This is a genomic window from Pseudomonas sp. GM33 (assembly GCF_000282295.1).
Taxonomy (GTDB): domain Bacteria; phylum Pseudomonadota; class Gammaproteobacteria; order Pseudomonadales; family Pseudomonadaceae; genus Aquipseudomonas; species Aquipseudomonas laurylsulfatiphila.
The window spans coordinates 59,980-78,118 of sequence record NZ_AKJO01000074.1 but is presented as its reverse complement, the minus strand read 5'-3'; the positions used below and the strand labels follow the sequence as shown (position 1 = coordinate 78,118).

General features: G+C 62.5%; 15 protein-coding genes. 13 read left to right on the top strand and 2 right to left on the bottom strand.

Annotation, left to right across the window (positions count from 1 at the left end; all coding sequences use genetic code 11):
• Positions 1-203: 203 nt before the first annotated feature.
• The gene (locus PMI26_RS17480; protein ID WP_007973838.1) at positions 204-1,043 is read right to left on the bottom strand and encodes a helix-turn-helix domain-containing protein; all 840 of its coding nucleotides are present in this window, start codon (positions 1,041-1,043) and stop codon (positions 204-206) included.
• Between the two features lie 97 nt (positions 1,044-1,140).
• On the opposite strand from PMI26_RS17480, the gene PMI26_RS17485 reads away from it, so the two are divergent.
• Complete coding sequence (locus PMI26_RS17485) at positions 1,141-2,058, top strand: LysR family transcriptional regulator (RefSeq protein WP_007973837.1); 918 nt, start codon at positions 1,141-1,143, stop codon at positions 2,056-2,058.
• 136 nt (positions 2,059-2,194) lie between these two features.
• On the opposite strand, the gene PMI26_RS17490 is transcribed toward PMI26_RS17485, so the two are convergent.
• On the bottom strand, positions 2,195-3,109 hold the full coding sequence (locus PMI26_RS17490) for a LysR family transcriptional regulator (protein ID WP_007973836.1): 915 nt from the start codon (positions 3,107-3,109) through the stop codon (positions 2,195-2,197).
• 71 nt (positions 3,110-3,180) lie between these two features.
• Between PMI26_RS17490 and PMI26_RS17495 the strand changes: the two genes are divergently transcribed.
• The 12 genes from PMI26_RS17495 to PMI26_RS17550 all read left to right on the top strand — a co-directional run bounded on the left by PMI26_RS17495 (position 3,181) and on the right by PMI26_RS17550 (position 18,134).
• Positions 3,181-4,245 (top strand): AraC family transcriptional regulator, encoded by a 1,065-nt coding sequence (locus tag PMI26_RS17495; RefSeq protein ID WP_007973834.1) that lies wholly within the window; start codon positions 3,181-3,183, stop codon positions 4,243-4,245.
• A gap of 342 nt (positions 4,246-4,587) precedes the next feature.
• Entirely contained in the window at positions 4,588-6,528 is a 1,941-nt protein-coding gene (locus PMI26_RS17500) for an acyltransferase family protein (RefSeq protein ID WP_007973832.1), read from the top strand.
• Between the two features lie 482 nt (positions 6,529-7,010).
• Positions 7,011-8,363, top strand: a complete 1,353-nt coding sequence (locus PMI26_RS17505; RefSeq protein ID WP_007973831.1) for a UDP-glucose dehydrogenase family protein — start codon at positions 7,011-7,013, stop codon at positions 8,361-8,363.
• The gene (locus PMI26_RS17510) at positions 8,360-9,364 is read left to right on the top strand and encodes an NAD-dependent epimerase (RefSeq protein WP_007973829.1); all 1,005 of its coding nucleotides are present in this window, start codon (positions 8,360-8,362) and stop codon (positions 9,362-9,364) included. The genes PMI26_RS17505 and PMI26_RS17510 overlap by 4 nt, the downstream gene beginning before the upstream one ends.
• A gap of 166 nt (positions 9,365-9,530) precedes the next feature.
• Positions 9,531-10,277 carry a sugar transferase gene (locus PMI26_RS17515; RefSeq protein WP_007973827.1) on the top strand — a complete coding sequence of 249 codons (747 nt, stop codon included), beginning with the start codon at positions 9,531-9,533 and terminating at the stop codon, positions 10,275-10,277.
• Positions 10,278-10,925, top strand: a complete 648-nt coding sequence (locus PMI26_RS17520) for a CpsD/CapB family tyrosine-protein kinase (protein WP_007973826.1) — start codon at positions 10,278-10,280, stop codon at positions 10,923-10,925. It begins immediately after the preceding gene.
• Positions 10,926-10,947: 22 nt separating this feature from the next.
• Positions 10,948-11,976 carry a polysaccharide biosynthesis/export family protein gene (locus tag PMI26_RS17525; protein ID WP_007973824.1) on the top strand — a complete coding sequence of 343 codons (1,029 nt, stop codon included), beginning with the start codon at positions 10,948-10,950 and terminating at the stop codon, positions 11,974-11,976.
• Between the two features lie 16 nt (positions 11,977-11,992).
• A complete protein-coding gene (locus PMI26_RS17530; protein ID WP_007973823.1) occupies positions 11,993-13,585 on the top strand; it encodes a GumC family protein in 1,593 nt (530 codons plus the stop codon).
• Entirely contained in the window at positions 13,582-14,676 is a 1,095-nt protein-coding gene (locus PMI26_RS17535; protein WP_007973822.1) for a glycosyltransferase family 4 protein, read from the top strand. The genes PMI26_RS17530 and PMI26_RS17535 overlap by 4 nt, the downstream gene beginning before the upstream one ends.
• Positions 14,673-16,040 (top strand): O-antigen ligase family protein, encoded by a 1,368-nt coding sequence (locus PMI26_RS17540; RefSeq protein ID WP_007973821.1) that lies wholly within the window; start codon positions 14,673-14,675, stop codon positions 16,038-16,040. The genes PMI26_RS17535 and PMI26_RS17540 overlap by 4 nt, the downstream gene beginning before the upstream one ends.
• A complete protein-coding gene (locus tag PMI26_RS17545; protein ID WP_007973819.1) occupies positions 16,037-17,005 on the top strand; it encodes a glycosyltransferase in 969 nt (322 codons plus the stop codon). The genes PMI26_RS17540 and PMI26_RS17545 overlap by 4 nt, the downstream gene beginning before the upstream one ends.
• Positions 16,998-18,134: a glycosyltransferase gene (locus PMI26_RS17550; RefSeq protein ID WP_007973817.1), complete on the top strand. Its 1,137-nt coding sequence runs from the start codon at positions 16,998-17,000 to the stop codon at positions 18,132-18,134. Before PMI26_RS17545 ends, PMI26_RS17550 begins: the two co-directional genes overlap by 8 nt.
• Positions 18,135-18,139 lie beyond the last annotated feature (5 nt).

The following is an 18,139-nucleotide window of genomic DNA, read 5'->3' as shown; positions in this document are numbered from 1 at the left end:
CGGAGGGCAATGCCCCCGGATGAATACCGCAGCGAAGGAACCCCGAGCCTAGGCGAGGGGCCGTACGTAAGGGGCGAGACCTTTTGGTTACTTTTGGCTGGGCCGGCACTCCGGGCGTTTGCCAAAAGTGACTCGCCGTAAGGGCGAAACCATAAGCCGCCGTTACCTAAATAACGGATATGTACTCAACCAAAAAACCAAGCCTACACCCCCAGACGAAACTGCTTGGGCGTAACCCCAAACCGCTTCCGAAACGCCCGAATAAAATTACTGGCCTGCCGATACCCCAACCGCTCGGCAATCCGCTCAATCGGCTGATCGCCGGCCGTCAACCAATGGCGCGCCAACTCCAGACTGTCGCTACGGCTCTGTTGCGTCGCCGCAGTCTGCCAATGCCGCAACATGCTCTGATGCAAAAACGCATTAGCCCCTAACAACGGCTCATCAAGGCTAACCGCTGGCAGACTCAAACACGGATGCGCGCCCTCCAGCACCTCGATACCCACGCTACGCAACCACTGCCCGGCCGCCTGCTGCGGCGTCAGGCGAACGCTGACAAACACCTCGGCCGGCGCCCGCCCCAAACGTCGGGCGATGTTGCGCACCAACGTCAGGGTCGCCGCATCGAGGCCGAAAAAATGCGCCTGGCGGTCAGCATTGCGCAGGTGCAGGCGGGCCTGCCCGTCACCCTCCTCCAGTTCCGCCACCACATAATTGGTCACCCGTGGCAGGAAATCAGTGAAGCACGCCAGGCTCGCGCGCAAGGTGGCGGCGGAATCCAGCAGGATGTTCAAACCCCGCAACGTGGTGGTCGCCATGCCATTGACCAGCTCACAGCCAAACGACGCCCCCGCGCCCGCACGTTCGCATTCGTTCCACAGGCGCTCGACCAGGTGCGCAGGCACGTGCAGATCCTGCCCTTCGAGCAACGAAAGAGAGATGCCGGCCCGTTGCAGCAGTTGGTCCTGGCACAGGCCGGACTGCCGGGCATGGCTGAGAATGGTGCGGGTGAAGGCGCTGGAAATGAACGGTTGGCAGGTCATGGCACGTTACGGCGAGAAGACAGGCGTGTACTTATGCCAGCCTCTGTGCTATCGATCCAATGCATTAAAAGTATCCGCCAAATGCAGGAGACGCATGATGGATCTACGACAACTCCGCCACCTTGTCGCCCTGGCCGATTACCGCAATTTCGGGCGTGCGGCCGAGGCGATCAACCTCAGCCAACCGGCCTTCAGCCGCAGCATCCAGACCCTGGAGCGCGACCTCGACTGCGCGCTGGTGGAGCGCAGCAGCCGCGAATTCCGCCTGACGGGCCAGGGTGAACTGGTGCTGCAACATGCCCGGCGCCTGCTCGCCGGCAGCCAGGCCCTGCACAACGAACTGACGCAATACAACGGCCTGACCGGTGGCGAGTTGCACTTCGGCTGTGGCCCGTATCCGGCCCAGGTGCTGGTGCCCGAGGCGCTGGCGGAATTCATCCAGGCGCACCCAGCGATCCGCATCAGTTTCCACCAGGGCGACTGGGAACAACTGGCGGTCTGGCTTCGTGAACAGCAGATCGAATTCCTCGTGGCCGATGCGCGCTACTTCACCGGCGACCCGCAATACCAGGTACAGCTGTTGCGACCCCGACGCGGGCGATTCTTTTGCCGTGTCGGTCATCCCCTCGCGCACCAGCAGGACCTGTCCCTGCGCGCCCTGCTCGACTTCGCGGTGGTCGGCACGCGAATACCGCCGATGATTCGCAAGATCCTCGCCGACGCGCAGGGCGAGGCGGACTTCAACCCGAGCGTGGAATGCGCGCAGTTCGATGCCATCCGCCGCGTGGTGATGCGCTCGGACGCGGTGGGCATAGCGACCATCGAGGCCCTGGCCGAACTCGCCGACCAGGGTCTGATCCGCCTGCTGGAGTTTGCCGACGTGCCCAAGGACGACCCCGGCCTGCAATTGCACTACGGCATCGTCAGCCGCGCCGGCCACTCCCTGACACCGGCGGCGCTGGCGATGGTCGAGGCAGTGCTGACGGTTGACCGGCGTTTGTTGGCGTCGAACTAAGGCTTGCCTGCAACGCCGCAATCCTTGTGGGAGCGAGCTTGCTCGCGATAGCGGTGTGTCATTCAGCAATGATGTCGGCTGACACGGCCCAATCGCGAGCAAGCTCGCTCCCACAGGGTTCGGCGTTGCCTTGATGTCACGCACGCCGCGCCAGCGCCTGCAATGCCCGGGGCTCACCGAGGGCGCGCAGCAGGCAATGCATCGCTTCCTCGCGGCTGCGCTCGAAGCGATAGCGGGACTCGATGTACAGCGCCAGTTTCAACTCCACGGGTTCGTCCAGGGGCAGCGGCACGTGTTGCAGGCCCAGCACACTGGCGACCCGGCTCGGCAGGCTGATGCCCAATGGCTGGCGGTCGGCGATCAGCTTCGCGGCCAGGGTGCTCTGGGTGCTCATCGCGATATGGCGGCGCAGGCCTTTCAAGCCGAGCTGCAAGTCCACCGGGCTGAGTCCGTCGCGGCGGCTCGACACCTGAATCTGCGGTTGCTCCAGGTACTCCTGCTGGGTGCGCGGCGGCGTCTTGAGCGCGGTGCCATAGGCGAACACGTAATGGTCGGCGGGCAATGCCTGCTTGTGCAGGCCGGCCAGCCCGGCCAGCGGCTGGTCGAGGTCGATCAGGATATCCAGCTTGCCGCTGGCCAGGTCCTGCAAGGCGTCACGGCGCCGGGGCTGGAAATAACGCACCTGCCAATCGGCATGGGGCGATTCGAGCAAGGCATCGAGCAGCACCGGTTGCAGGCAATCCAGGCAACTGATGCGCAGCAGCGGATTGTTCTGCCGCGCGGCGGGGATCATGCGCAAGCCATCGCGCAATGACTCGAGTGCCGCGCGCACGTAGTCGGCCAGTCGATGGGCGACCAGTGTCGGTGTCACGCCCAGGCGACTTTTGATGAACAGTGGATCGCCGCACAGCTCGCGCAGGCGGCGCAACGCATTGCTCATGGCCGGTTGCGACAGGCACATCACCTCGGCGGCACGGGTGACGCTGCGCTGCTGGTAAATCGCATCGAAGGCGAGCAACAGGTTCAAATCGAGCTGGCGTAAATCAAGCATGGTCTTGCTCCGGCAAATCGCTTAACGTCGGGCAGCCTAACCAGTGTTCCGGAACAAGCTGTGAGCCCTACATGACAAAAAGCGATCAGCCACTGCACGATCAAGCCATACCCAATGCGTTCTACGCACCGACCCTGCTGCCGGCCATCGAAGAGCTGCTGGCCCGTGGTGTGGACCGCGAACACATCGAAGGCCTGTTTCGTCGCAGCCTGTTCGAGTTGCGCACACCCTTCATGCGCGTTCCGCTGTTCATGTCGCGGCGCTTCTGGGCGTTTGCCCTGGAACGGACCGGCGACCCGCTGATCGGTCTGGCGGCCGGTCGGCGCTTCGTTTCCACCGCCACCAATGGCCTGACGTACCTGTTCGATGTGGCCGAATCACTGGACAGTGCCTGCCAGTATTTCGTGCGCTTCTTTCCGTTTTTCAACGGGCACTTCCAGGCGCAGATCCTGCGCGGCGGCGACACCGTCGAACTGCGCCTGCTTGATCGCGGCAGCGTGAAAGCCAGCACAGCCACCGCCGATTACATCCTCATCAGCCTGTGCAGCATGTTGCGGCGCAAGTTCCTCGCCAGCGGCCTGGAACGCGATCCGGTGCTGGGCATCGGGCTGACCGGGCCCTGCACCGCCAACCCGCAGGAACACGAGCAAGCCTTCCGCGCCCCCGTGCAGTGGCAACAGGCACAACACTCGATCCGCCTCGATCCACAACTGTTCGTCATCCCGTTGACGCCGGGCAATCATGAACTGGAGCAGACACTGGTCGAACTGCTGGAGCAGACCCGACGCAACAGCGAACCGACCTTGCTGGATCAAGTCTGCGACCATTTGATAGTCGACCTCGCACAAGCCAACTGGCAGCAATGGTGCAATGCCCAGCATCTGCTCGAGCGCACCGCAGCCCGACGCTTGAAGGCATTGGGCTGGAGTTTTTCCGAGTTGCTCGACGAGTACCGCCGCTTCCGGGCCGAAGATTTTTTGCAGGGGACAGACCTGGAGCTGGTGGAGATTTCCGATCGCCTGGGCTACAGCGATGTACAAAGCTTCAACCGTGCATGCCTGCGGTGGCTGGGGTGCGCGCCGGGCGCCTGGCGAGCCCGGCTCCTGCAAGGGACCATGCCCACGTTGAAACTGTAGGAGCCAGCTTGCTGGCGATGGACTCTAATGCGCCGCGTTCATCCAGCTCACCCGCGTTATCGTTGACGACCATCACTGGCAAGCCAGCTCCTACAGGGGACCCGCGTTCATCCCGTTAACACGCGTCATCGTTAACGACCATCGCTGGCAAGCCAGCTCCCACAAGGGACAGTGAAAGCCACAAAAAAATCACGCTCGTGCGCCACGGGTGCCATCGGTTTTTTTGCGTCCCCCCGGTTTCCAGCTACAAATGATGGGTGGGTTGAGTGTCCGCAATCCTGACAGCGATGGTCAGGGGGCGGACGTCGATGGATGGCTTCGGTTTTACGGATGGTCAGGCGCATGGCTCAAGGCAAGTATCGCTCCGACATTGATGGGCTGCGCGCTGTCGCGGTGATTGCCGTGCTGCTGCATCACCTCAAGGCCGGTCTGTTGCCCGGCGGCTATGTGGGCGTCGACATCTTCTTCGTCATCTCGGGATTCCTGATCACGTCCCAGGTGTTTTCCGAGGTCAAGCGCAATGCCTTCTCGCTCAAGGGGTTTTATCAGCGGCGCATCAACCGCATCGTGCCGGCGCTGGCGACGGTGCTGCTGGCGACCGTGATCGCCGGGGCCTTCATCCTGTCTCCGGTCGACCTGGTCCGGCTCAATGTCAGCGCCCTGCTCTCGCTGCTGGGTGTCTCGAACATCTACATCTGGGTCAAGTACGGCAACTACTTCGCCGCCGATGCCAGCGAAGCGCCTTTGCTGCACACCTGGTCGCTGGGTATCGAAGAACAGTTCTACGTCATCTGGCCGCTGTTCATCGTGTTGCTGTATCGCCTGGCGCCGCGTTACGTGTTGCCCGTGCTGGCCATCGGCGTGGTGCTGGCAGTGGGGGTTTCCGAGTACGCGACGGGGGTCTTCGCCACGGCGGCCTACTACCTGCTGCCCACGCGTTTTTTCGAACTGATGCTGGGCGGGCTGCTGGCGATCTACCTCCATTCACCACGCGTGATCGGTAGACTGGCGGCCCATGGCTATGCGCTGGCGGGCTACCTGCTGATCGGTTTCTCGCTGTTTGCCTTGAACCCCGACTCCACCTTTCCCGGGATCAACGCCCTGATTCCCTGCCTGGGCGCCGCCTTGCTGATCCTGGCCGGCAGCGGCGAACGCCATTCACGCTTGCTCACCAGCCGGCCCATGGTGTTTGTCGGCCTGATCTCCTACTCGCTGTATTTGTGGCACTGGCCGCTGATTGCCTTCCTGAACTACGTGGAAATCCCCATCGACCTGCCCGTGGGTGCGCTGCTGATTGCCGCCGCTGTCCTGCTGTCGTGGCTGTCCTGGCGGTACGTCGAAGTGCCGTTTCGCCGTACCGGGGCCGGCCTGCACTTTGCCCGGGTGTTCATCCGCCGGTTTGCCCTTCCGGCGTTGGGGCTGGCTGTGCTGGCGGGGCTGAGCCTGCAGTTCAACGGTTTTCCACAACGCTTCAACGCCGACGTTTCAGCGCTTGAAGCGATGACCCTGAACAAGCCTGCCGAGGTCCGCCGCGGCTGCCATGTGCCCAATGCGCTGTACAAGACCGAACCCAACGAGCACTGCCGGCTGGGCGCAACCAAGGATGAACTGGACGGCATCATGATCGGCGACTCGTTTGCCAATCACTTCACCGGCATGGTCGACATCCTGGCCAGGCCCAACAACATCATGCTCATGGACTACACCATGGACTCCTGCCCGCCGATCCTCGGCTACACCGCCGAAATGCCTGCGGTGTATGCGGCCCATTGTGCGAAACGCAATGAGCGGGTGTTCAGCCTGATCGAGCAGAACAAGTATCGCTACGTGGTACTGGCGGCGATCTGGCCCAAGGATGCCAGGGCCAGGGATCTGGTCGAGGCGAGCCTGCGGCGGGTGGTGGAGAACAGCGGCCAGGTGATCGTCATCCTGAGCAACCAGCACATCGAAAAGGCCGCGAGTTGCCCGATTCGCCGGCTGATGTTCGACACCGGGCACAACTGCTCGGTGGCCCAGAGCGCTCTGGCGCCCTATTGGGCGGACGTGCGGGCCAGGTTCCCGCAGATACGCTTCATCGACCCCAATCAGGTGATATGCCCGGCCGGCGTGTGCAGTCCGATCATCGAGGGTCAGTTGCTGTACCTGGACGACTCACACTTGAACGAAGTGGGCTCGCGGTTTATCGGCCACACCTTGCTCGATCGTGGCTTCTCCTTGCTGCACGACCCCAAGGCCAACCCGCAGACCGCCGACGCAAGGTCGGGTGCCAGCGTGGTCAATTGACCCCACCTCTCCCCGCTCACGGGCGCCCGGCAGAAGGTGCGCCCGGCTCATGAAACAGCCACTGACCCGCCCCCCCTCGACCTCTCGGATCGTTGAATTTGCCATGCCCCGACAGGCACGTGCCAATAGATTGTCGGTCGATTCTTGACGATAGCAAATGGCCACATACGCGTAAGAGTAGTCGGAATTTGGGGAAAAGCGTCAAGAAACCGGTGACTCAAATCTGACACACTCAAGCTGCTACAACCCTTGTATTTCGCGGCTTACGACCGTTTATCGCTTTCTTTGGATTTTCGCCAATCGCCCAAAATCGGGGGAAAACCCAACAGTGGTGCGAGGTTGATGGCATTTGGCCCCCCGAGTTTGGGGGTGTCTTGCCCAATTAACATGCCGGATGGCTGACGCGGTTTTCCGAGGCTGGTCTATACCCCTTTTGACAGTTTTACTTCGCAACTCTCCACCGTCTTACGAGGCACGCCAATATGGACGTGAGCGTATTTGGTACGGGCTATGTTGGCCTGATACAAGCAGCGGCACTGGCCGATGTCGGGCATCGTGTCCTGTGTGTCGACATCGACCCGAACAAGATCCGGCAACTGCAACAGGCCGTGCCACCGATCAGTGAGCCAGGGCTTTCCGGCACCCTTGAAGAAAACATCAAGGCCGGTCGCCTGCTCTTCACCACCCAGGCCAGCGATGCAGTGGAGCATGCCGATCTGATCTTCATCGCCGTCGGTACGCCCGCCGACGAAGACGGTTCCGCCGACCTCAGCCATGTGCTGAACGTGGCCCGGCAGATTGCCAGTTTCATGGAGGCCGACCGCACCCTGATCATCAAGTCCACGGTGCCGGTCGGTACGGCGGACCAGGTCAGTGCCACCGCTGTCGAAGAGTTGCAACGCCGCGGCAAAGGCTCGTTGAAGGTTCGGGTGGTGTCCAACCCGGAGTTTCTCAAGGAAGGCAGTGCCCTGGCCGATTGCATGCGTCCGGACCGGATCATCATCGGTACCGCTGACGATGAAGCCCGCAGCCAGATGAGCGACCTCTACGCGCCGTTCTGCCGTAACCGCGAAAAACTGATGTTCATGGACAATCGCAGTGCCGAGCTGACCAAGTACGCGGCGAACGCGATGCTGGCCACGCGCATCAGTTTCATGAACGAACTGGCCAACCTCACCGAGTTGCTGGGCGCCGATATCGAAGCGGTGCGCAAAGGCATCGGTTCGGACCCACGCATCGGTTACCACTTCATCTACCCCGGCTGCGGCTTCGGCGGTTCCTGCTTCCCCAAGGACCTGCGTGCCCTCCTGCACACCGCCGAGCAAAGCGGCATGCCCTTGCGTCTGCTGCGCAGCGTGACCGAGGTCAACGACCGCCAGCGCCATATTCTGTTCAGCAAACTCAAGGCGCAATTCCCCGGCGGACTGGCCGGCAAATCCATCGCCGTGTGGGGCCTGGCGTTCAAACCCAACACCGATGACATGCGCGAAGCCCCCAGCCGTTATCTCATGGAGGCACTCTGGGCCGAAGGCGCAAGCGTGCAGGCCTACGACCCGGAGGCCATGTCCGAGTGTCGGCGCCTCTACGGCTACCGTGACGACCTGCACCTGTGCGCCACCCGCGATGACACACTCGAAGACGCCGATGCCCTGGTGATCTGCACCGAGTGGAAGAACTTCCGCGTGGTCGACTTCGACCTGCTGGCGAGCAAACTGCGCTGCCGGGTGATCGTCGACGGGCGCAACCTCTACAACCCGGAGCAGGTGGCGGCTGCCGGCCTGCACTACAGCGGCATCGGCTTACGCCACATCGTGCCCGAGGCCTTGCGTCCATGAAGATTCTCGTCACCGGAGCGGCCGGTTTCATTGGTGCCCATTGCGTGCTGCGACTGTTGCGCGACGGCCACCAGGTATTCGGCCTCGACAACTTCAACAGCTACTACGACCCGCAACTCAAGCACGATCGCGTGCGCTGGGTGCAGGAGCAGGCACGCCCTTTCCAGCTCGCAACGGTTGACCTGGCCGATACGCCGGCCATAGAGGCGCTGTTTGCCAGGGAGAAACCCGAGGTGGTGATCCACCTCGCCGCCCAGGCCGGTGTGCGCTACTCCCTGGAAAATCCCCGGGCCTACCTCGACAGCAACTTGAGCGGTTTCCTGAACATCCTCGAAAGCTGCCGCAACCACCCGGTCAAACACTTGATCTACGCCTCGTCCAGCTCGGTGTATGGCGCCAACCAGCACACACCCTACTCGGTGCGCGATGGTGTCGATCATCCGCTCTCGCTGTATGCCGCGACCAAGAAGTCCAATGAGTTGATGGCCCACAGCTACAGCCACCTGTTCGGCATTCCCTGCACCGGGCTGCGCTTCTTCACGGTATACGGCCCCTGGGGACGGCCTGACATGTCGCCGATCCAGTTCGCCCGGGCCATTGCCGAAGAGCAGCCACTGAAGCTGTTCAACCACGGCGAGCACCAGCGCGACTTCACCTACATCGACGACATCGTCGAGAGCATCACGCGCCTGATCGAGTGCCCACCGCACGCCAATGATCAATGGGACCGCGAACACCCGGACCCGGCCACGAGCATGGCGCCCTGGCGGATTTTCAATATCGGCGGCCAGCACCCGGTAGCGCTCAAGGATTACCTGGCGCTGCTGGAAAAACACATGGGGCAAAAAGCCCGGGTCGAGCTACTGCCGCTGCAGCCCGGCGATGTCCTCAACACCTGCGCCGATGCCAGCGACCTGGCTCGCGCGACCGATTTCCAGCCGCGCATAGAGCTGGATGAGGGACTTGGGCAGTTTGTTGCCTGGTTCCGCGCTTACTACTAACCAAGTAATTAAACAATTAACACTAATCAGACAAGTAATTAACTGACTAATACCAATTAACTAAGTAACAAAGCGATCAAAAACAATTAACTAAACAATAATCTGTTTAGCACTAACTAACTGCCTATCGCCCACGCCGCACGCGGCTGAACTTTGCGGAGGAATTATGACTGGTCATGAGAAAAGTGTGCCCCTGGACACAATGCGCAGAGACAAGCGCATGGACCCCGAGCACCGCATGCGCATGGACGCCGCCATTCACATGCAGGGACGTGGCTGGATTACCGGTCGCGACGGTGGCCGACCCTGGACCCTGTCGCGCACCAACCGCGTGTTGGCCTGCTGCGGTGCGCTGCTGATCCTGGTGCTGATTGCGCCGGTGCTGCTGGGCCTGGCGCTGGCCATCAAATGTACCAGCCCAGGGCCGGTGATGTTCGTGCAGAAACGCACCGGTTACCGCGGCCGCCTGTTCGGCATGTACAAGTTCCGCACCATGGTCATCAACGCCGAGGAGCTCAAGGAGTCCCTGCGGCACCTGAACAAGCACGGCGCCGACGCCATCGATTTCAAGATCGACAAGGACCCGCGCATCACCGGCATCGGCGCCTTTCTGCGGCGCACCAGTCTCGACGAGCTGCCGAACCTGTTCAACGTCGTGAGCGGCGACATGCGTCTTGTCGGCCCCCGGCCCACTTCGTTCAACGCCTATCGCTACAAGGACAATCACCTCGTTCGCCTGAGCATCTACCCCGGCATGACCGGCCTGTGGCAGATCTCCGGGCGCAGCAATATCGACTTCGACCAGCGCGTCGAGCTGGATCTGCGTTACATCGCCCAACAGAGCCTGCTGCTTGATTTGAAGATTCTGTTGAAAACCCCTTTCAAAGTATTCAGCGGCCACGGAGCGAGTTAAATGGACGGTTCAACTGCTAAAAGCCTCAGCATTGCCAGCCCGAGCGAGTCCAACCTGACATCGACCGTGCTGGACCAGGACCTGCGGATCCTGTTCCTGACCGCCGCCAACCCCGGCGCGGGCACCACCACCAGCGCCCTGGCGCTGGCCAGCCAACTGGCGCAGATGAGCAGCGGCCTGGTGCTGCTGGTGGACGCCAGCCAGTCGGCGACCAACCTCACGCAACAGTTGGGGCTGACCAGGGAACGGGGGTTTCACGACTTGCTGTTCAACACCCAGAACCCGCCCTTGTTGCAGGACTGTGTGGTGAACGTGTCCAGCCTGCCGTTCCACGTACTACCGTTCGGCCGTCACTCCCGGGGCAACGAACACCTCACACCTGAACGCCTGGGCCCGCTGCTCGATCAACTTGGCAGTCAGTACCGCTTCGTGGTGATCGACGGCGATGCCGTGTATTCGGATTCCGACACCCTGGCCATCAGCACCCAGGCGGACGGCGTGGTCATGGTCGTGCGCTCTGAGGACACTCGCTGGGAAGTGGCGCAGGCCGCCGCCCAGCGCCTGAGCCAGGCCGGCGCGAAACTGGTCGGCAGCGTGTTCAACCGACGCAAGTACTACATGCCCAAGTGGCTGTACAAAAACCTGTGAGCAACCAGATAAGGATGACGCCATGAACGCCAAGATGCTTGTCCTGCTGTTGCTGCCGCTTGCAGGTTGCTCCAGCACTTCCTCCGACCAATCCCAAAGCATGCCGGTGCAGATCCTCACGGCTCCGCCGGCCAATGCCCAGGCCACCGACGTGCCCAAGGTCGAGCAGACCCTGCGGCCACAAGATGTACTGGACGTGATCTTCCACATCAGCACCAGTGGTTCGGACGCCTATCGCGTGCAGTCCGGCGACATGATCGCGCTGAACTTCACCGCCGCCAGCCAGCTCAACGGCAACCAGCTGGTGCTGCCCGATGGCACCATCGAACTGCCCGGGGCCAACACCTCGGTGAAAATCGAGGGGCTGACCCGCGATCAGGCACGTGACGCGATTCAGCGCGCCTACGACCGCAAACAGCTGTTCCAGCCCAACCGCAATCAACTGTCGGTGAACCTGGTGAGCCCGCTGACCAATGAACAGAACCTCAAGTCCGTGCTCAACCACCCCGGCACCGGCATGAGCCGGGAAATCACCGTAGGCACCGACGGCTACGCCAGTTTCCCGGAAATCGGCGCCGTGCCGCTGCAAGGCATGACCGTCAACCAACTGGAGGCCTTCCTCAATAAACGCTACGCCACCTTGCCGGGGCGCATGACCGTGGACGTGCTGCTCAAGTCCACCGCCGGCAACGAGATTTTTGTGCTGGGTGAAGTCGGCCAGCCGGGCTCCTACCCGATCCGCCGCCCGGTGTCGGTGCTTGAGGCCCTGACCATGGCACGCGGCTCCAACGTCAAGGCGCGCCTGGACTCGGTGATGATCATGCGGCGCAACGGCAACCAAGTGGTCGCGCATCGTTATGACGTGGAGAAAGCCTTGTCCGGCGATGCCTCGCAAATCGCCTACCTGCAGGCCGACGACATGCTGTACGTGCCCAAGACCAAACTGGCCAGCGCCGGCGAACTCGCCCGGCAACTGGCGGACGTGGTGTTGTTCCAGGGCGTGGGCATGAGCTTCAGCTATCGCGTCGACAACAAAGACAGCAACGACTAACTCTCAGGTGACCGCTATGAATCCAAAGGAAAACTACCTGCATGAGTTCTTCAGGATCTTCTTCGCCAACAAGCAATTGGTGAAACGAGTATTCCTGGTCTTTGCAGTGATCGCCGTGGTCCTGCCGCTGATGCTCAAGCAGAGTTTCGATATCACCGCCCAGGTGATCGTGCAGTCCAAGAAAATCTCCCAGGGGGATGCCACCAGCACCCTCAACCAGGAGAACGCGTCCTTCATTCCGCCGTCGCTGGCGGACATGGAGACCGAGAGCAATATCCTGCGTTCGCCGGCCTTGATCCGCCAGACCATCGGCCAGTTGCGCGAAAAGGGTGAGTACACACCGCCCGTGAGCGTCCTCAACAAAGTGCTGGTGCAGCCGTTCAAACGCTTTGTCAGCAATCCCGTTCGCGAGCAGGTGATCAACCCGCTTCGCAGCATGCTGGGGCTGCAGACCGATCCGGTACGCGACACCGTGCTCGATGTGCTCACCCAGGAAGCGTCCGACGCCCTCAAGGTTGAAACCTTGCCAGGCTCCAACGTGATCTCGATCGTCTACAGCTTCCCTGACCCGGCCCAGGGCACCCGCTTCGTCGCCGCCCTGCTGCAGAACTACCTGGTCAACCGCCAGGAAATGCAATCGATCGACCTGCCGCAGAGCTTCTACGAAACCAAGAAGTTGCAGTACCAGGTACGTCTCGATGGCCTGGAAGCCAATCGCCTGGCCTTGCTCGAAAGCATCGGTTCCTCCGATCCCAAGGAAGAAATCACCTTCCGCCTCAACGCGATCAACACCGAGGAGCAGGCGCTCAACCTGTATCAGGACCGGTTGCTGCAAAGCCAGCGCTGGCTCGAATACCTGAAAACCAACCTGGCCACCGCCAACAACGCCAGGTTCAACGACTACACCTTTCCCTACACCTTCACCACCACGGTCGACAACGTCGCTTTCGAAGACCGCGAGATCAAGCAACTGGGTGAGCAACTGACGACCCTGGTCAGCCGCTACATGAGCGACCTGGCGATCTTTCAGCCCGGCAGTGAACCGATGCTGCTGGCACGTGAGCAGATCACCCGCACCCGTGGGCAGTTCCTGAAGATTGTCAGCAACCGGATCCAGGAGCGTACCAGCGACCTGGCGACGGTCAGCTCGGTCATCGACCAGAAAACCGCGCGCATTGCCGAGTTCAAGAACCGCATCCACCAGTTGCAGGAAACCCAGAGCAAGCTGCGGCAGATGGACACCGAGATCGATGCGCTGCATGCGGCGTTCTCCACCTATGCCCAGCGCTTCGCCGAAAGCAGCACCGCGCGCGCGCTGGACAACGACCTGTCCAACGCCCGGGTGCTCAGCCCGCCATTCGAACCGACTGAAGCGGCGTTCCCCAAACCGCTGCTGATCATCCCGTTCGGGCTGTTCACTGGCCTGCTGCTGGCGATTGCCCTGGTCTACGTGCGTGAGTTCTTCGACCACCGCTTCAAGCACCCTGCGCAAATCACCCATGAACTGGGCTTGCCGGTGCTGCTGGTGCTCAACGATCAAAGCACCCTGCCAAACAATCCGCACAAGAACTGGAGCGTTCCGGCCCTCGTGCATTGGGTGCGCAATTGAACGCGGCGCTCGGCACCCCCCGCGACCTGCCGATCATTCATTTGCTCAGCAGCGGCGGTTTCTATGGCGCCGAGCGGATGCTGCTGGACCATTGCCTGGCGACGCCGGGGCAGCACCAGGTGCTGTTTCTCGATGCGCCGCCAGAGCTGATCGCGCGTTTTCGCGAAGCGGGCGTCGATTGCCTCGGCTGCACGGGCCTGGGCGGGTTGCTGGGGCATTTGCGCCAGCGTCGGGACCGGCGGCCACTGATCAATACGCACAACTTCAAGGGCCTGCTGTTCGGCTGGGTCGGCGCCACGCTGTTGCGCCTGCCCCTGGTGATCACCCAGCACGGTTTCACCCCGCGCAGCCGCAAGCAGAAGTTCTACACCTGGCTGAGCCTGCAACTGTGCCGCACGGCTTCGGTCGACCGGGTGGTGTGTGTCGCCGAAAGCATTGCGGCGCTGCATCGCCAGGCCAACGTGCGCACGGACAAGTTGCAGGTGATCCCCAACGGTCTGCCGGCGGCCAAAGCCCTGCTGCCGCACAGCGGCGCACGTCAACGCTGGCTGGCCGGTTACGTCGGGCGATTGAGCAGTGAAAAAGGCCCTGACCTGTTTCTCGATGCGCTGATCCCGTTGTGTCAGCAGTATCCGCAACTGGATGCGGTGATGCTCGGCGACGGGCCGGAGCGGGAAAGCCTGCAGGCGCGCATCGACGAGGCCGGCATGCAGGCACGCATCACGTTGCCGGGCTACCAGACCGACATGCGCGTCTGGTGGCGGCAACTCGATGCGCTGGTGATCAGCTCGCGCACCGAAGGCACGCCGATGATTCTGCTCGAAGCGATGCAGGCCGGCGTGCCGGTGGTGGCCTTTGGCGTCGGCGGGATTCCCGATGTCTTGCAGGACCGCCACAACGGCCTGCTTGCCGCGCCCACCGACAGCGCCGCCCTCGCCCGTCAGATCGGCACGCTGGTGCGGGACCCGGCACTGGCCGGCGAGTTGATCGACAACGCAAAACGTACGCAACGGGATCGCTACGACCTCAAGGCCTTGGCCGAACGCTGGTCGCAGCTTTACATCCGCACTGCACGGGAGGCACGCGCGTGATTTTTCCGCTCTCGATCGTCAGTTTGCTCGGCCTGGTCTGCCTTGGTCTGCTGGCCAGCCCTTATCCGTATCTGGCGCCGGGCGCGGTGCTGGGCCTGGTGGGTGTCGCGGTGCTGTACCGCAAGCCGACCTGGGGCCTGCTGGGCATTGTCGCCATCCTGCCGTTCGAGGGGCTGTTCAAGGACAACGCATTATCGGGCTCCAAGTTCCTCGGGGCCTCGCTGGCGCTGGTCCTGATGCTGCAACTGGCGATTCGGCAACTGCCGGCCGATCGCCTGCGCAGCAATATCTGGCACTTGCTGGCCGGTTTCATGCTGCTGTACCTGCTCAGTCTGTTGAACACCGACGACATGGGCATCTCCCTGGGCCACCTGCGCGAATTGAGCGTCGGCCTGATTCTGTTTGTCATCACGCTGCTGGTGGCGCGTGAGTTGAACCTCGACATGTTCGCCCGGCTGGTCGCCATCAGTGTCGCGGTGACCTGCGCCATGGCCATGTTCTCCACCAAATACCAGGACGCCGGCCGTGCGTCCGGCTTGCTCAAGGACCCGAACAACTTCGCCCTGCTGATCGCCTTCGCCGTGCCCATGGCGCTGTTGCTGGTGGTGCGCAGCCCGAACCTGTTGCACCGGTTGTTCTGGGGGGGCTGCACCCTCCTGTTGCTGGGCGGCATGACCAAGACCGATTCCCGTTCGGGGCTGGTGGTGTTGCTTCTCAGCCTGTTGATCGGCGCATGGCATTACCGTGCGCAGTTGCCACGCATTCGCCCGCGCCACCTGGGCTTTGCCATGCTCGGCCTGGCGATTGTGATTCCGCTGGGGCTCTATGCGATGCCGGCCGGTTACGTGGCGCGCATCCAGTCGCTGAGCATCCTCGGTTCCGGGGCCAAGAGCCAGGACCCGTCCCTGGGCCGTCGCGCCTCCTACATTGTGGTCGGCAGCGCGATGATCGCCGAGAACCCCTTGCTCGGCACCGGCCCCGGTACGTTCCCGCTGCATTACGCCACCACCGGTTACGCCAAGGCCTTTTCCATCAAAGGCGAGACGCAAGACCTGTACCGGCGCGCCCACAACACCTACCTGGAAATCTTCAGTGAACTGGGGATTCCCGCCGGCCTGATGTTCGTCGGCATGCTCGCCCTGGGCTTGTACAACCTGCTTCGCGCCCGCCGGGCCTGGCTGTTGCGCGGGGACGCAGCGCGGGCCGATGTGATGACCCACCTGAGCATGAGTTTTCTGTCGTTGGCCTTGTTCCTGATGTTCCTCAGCGCGCCGAACCACAAGTACCTGTGGATCATGCTCGCGTTGACCAGCGTGCTGCGCACCAAGGCCGAAGAAGCCCCGTTGACGGAGGTCAGGGCATGAACCGCATCAGTATCGTCATCCCGATGTACAACGAAGCCCGGCACATCGCCCGGACCCTGTTCGCGGCACAACATGCCGCCGATGCGGCCAGGGTGGAATGCGAGTTGATCGTGGTCGACAACGGCTCCGACGACCAGGGCCCGCACATCGCCCGGCAGTTCGGCGCCCAGGTGCTGGTCCTGCCAGGCCTGCTCATCGGCGCATTGCGCAATCGCGGCGCGGCGATCGCCCGGGGTTCATGGCTGGCCTTTATCGATGCCGACATCGAGATGCCGGAGAACTGGTTCAAGCTGCTGTTCGACCTCGAATCCGCCGGCCAGGCCGATGTCATGGGGCTTGACCTGCACACCCCGGCCGAAGCGCCGTGGTACGCCGATGCCTGGCAGCGCCGCACCTTGCACCCCGATTCGCAGCCGTTGCATGTCGTGCAATGGCTGCCCAGTTCCAATCTGCTGATGCGCCGTCGCTGGTTCGACAAGGTTGGCGGTTTCAATGAACAACTGCGCACCGGCGAGGACAAGGAACTGACCATGCGCCTGGCCGATGCGGGCGCCAAGCTGCGCTCGGTGAACCGGAGCGTGGCGCTGCACTGGGGCTACGAAGGCAGTTGGCGCGAATGGATGGGCAAGGAGCTGTGGCGCCAGGGCAGTCATCTGCAACTGCTGCGCACCCATGGCCCGAGCCTGCGCCTGCTGCGTTTTCCGCTGCTGTCGATGGCCGCCTGGGGGATCGACTTCCTGGCCATTTCCGCCCTGTTCGACGGCTTCCCCCACCATGCGGTGCTGATGCTGTTACTGACCGTCCTGCCCGCCCTGGGCCTGAGCCTGCGCCAGAGTGCCAAACACCACGACATGCGCCTGACCCTGCAACTCTGGGGCCTGCACTGGGTGCGCCTGCACCTGGCGGGCGCCGGATTCATCCTCAGCCTTTGTCATTGGAATGCCAGGAGGCCCGCCCGTGGCTGAATTCATTTTCTGGTTGTGCCTGTTGCTGCCGGTCTACGCCTACCTCGGCTATCCCCTGTTACTGACGTTGCTGGCCCCCTTTTATCGGGCACCGCGTCATGGACCGGCGCAACCGATGGACGTGAGCATCGTGATTGCCGCACATAACGAGGCGCGGCATATCGAGAAAAAACTGCGCACCGTGCTGGCCCAGGATTACCAGGCCCGCTCGCTGCACATCATCCTCGCCAGTGACGGTTCGACCGACGACACCGTGGCCTGCGCCCGCAGGGTCGATGATCCGCGCATCAGCGTGCTCGACCTGCCCCGCCAGGGCAAGGCGGCGACGCTCAATGCCGGGGTCGCGATCAGCAGCGGCGAGATCCTGGTGTTCACCGACGCCGACAACCAATGGTCCGGCGACACCCTCGGCCATCTGCTCGCACCGCTCAACGACCCGCAGGTCGGTGGCTGCGCCGGGCACATGGTGATCCCGGTGACCGGCAAGGGCCTGAGCATTGGCGACAGCCTGTATCGGCATTACGAAGGCTGGCTGCGCTACGTGGAAAATCGCACCGGTTGCATGGTCTCCGCCGACGGCGCCTTGCTCGCCCTGCGCCGCGAGTTGTTCCAGAACGTGCCGGCGGAGGTCAACGACGACTTCTTTATCAGCACCTGCGCCCCGGCGGCCTTCAAAAAGATTGTCTACGTGCCCCAGGCCCAGGTGATCGACCAGGGCGTGGACGAAGCCGACAAGCAGTTCCGTCGCCGTCAGCGGGTCACGGTCGGTGGCCTGCAAAGCCTGGCCCAGCGCCGCGCGCTGCTCAATCCGCTGACCCACGGCCTGTATGCGATTGCCCTGATCAGCCACAAGCTGATCCGGCGACTGGCGCCGATCCTGTTGCTGCCGTTGCTGCTGAGCAATTTCTGGCTGTGGGAAGACCACGGCTTCTATCGCCTGAGCCTGATCGCGCAACTGCTCGGCTACACGGTGGCCATTGCCGGCCTGCTGGATTCGCAACACCGCTTGCCCAAACCCTTTCGCCTCGCCGCGTTCCTTCTGGTGACCCTTGCCGGGATGAGCATTGGCCTGTGGCAGTTCCTGCGCGGTCAGCGTTACGCCCAATGGAACCCCGAGCAAAATCGATAAGAGGC

Excerpts from the sequence above, each read along its gene's own strand:
- PMI26_RS17520 (WP_007973826.1), top strand. The coding sequence starts at position 10,278 with ATGGACGGTTCAACTGCTAAAAGCCTCAGCATTGCCAGCCCGAGCGAG.
- PMI26_RS17505 (WP_007973831.1), top strand. The coding sequence starts at position 7,011 with ATGGACGTGAGCGTATTTGGTACGGGCTATGTTGGCCTGATACAAGCA.
- PMI26_RS17510 (WP_007973829.1), top strand. The coding sequence starts at position 8,360 with ATGAAGATTCTCGTCACCGGAGCGGCCGGTTTCATTGGTGCCCATTGC.
- PMI26_RS17480 (WP_007973838.1), bottom strand. The coding sequence starts at position 1,043 with ATGACCTGCCAACCGTTCATTTCCAGCGCCTTCACCCGCACCATTCTC.
- PMI26_RS17485 (WP_007973837.1), top strand. The coding sequence starts at position 1,141 with ATGGATCTACGACAACTCCGCCACCTTGTCGCCCTGGCCGATTACCGC.
- PMI26_RS17530 (WP_007973823.1), top strand. The coding sequence starts at position 11,993 with ATGAATCCAAAGGAAAACTACCTGCATGAGTTCTTCAGGATCTTCTTC.
- PMI26_RS17490 (WP_007973836.1), bottom strand. The coding sequence starts at position 3,109 with ATGCTTGATTTACGCCAGCTCGATTTGAACCTGTTGCTCGCCTTCGAT.
- PMI26_RS17495 (WP_007973834.1), top strand. The coding sequence starts at position 3,181 with ATGACAAAAAGCGATCAGCCACTGCACGATCAAGCCATACCCAATGCG.
- PMI26_RS17525 (WP_007973824.1), top strand. The coding sequence starts at position 10,948 with ATGAACGCCAAGATGCTTGTCCTGCTGTTGCTGCCGCTTGCAGGTTGC.
- PMI26_RS17500 (WP_007973832.1), top strand. The coding sequence starts at position 4,588 with ATGGCTCAAGGCAAGTATCGCTCCGACATTGATGGGCTGCGCGCTGTC.
- PMI26_RS17515 (WP_007973827.1), top strand. The coding sequence starts at position 9,531 with ATGACTGGTCATGAGAAAAGTGTGCCCCTGGACACAATGCGCAGAGAC.
- PMI26_RS17545 (WP_007973819.1), top strand. The coding sequence starts at position 16,037 with ATGAACCGCATCAGTATCGTCATCCCGATGTACAACGAAGCCCGGCAC.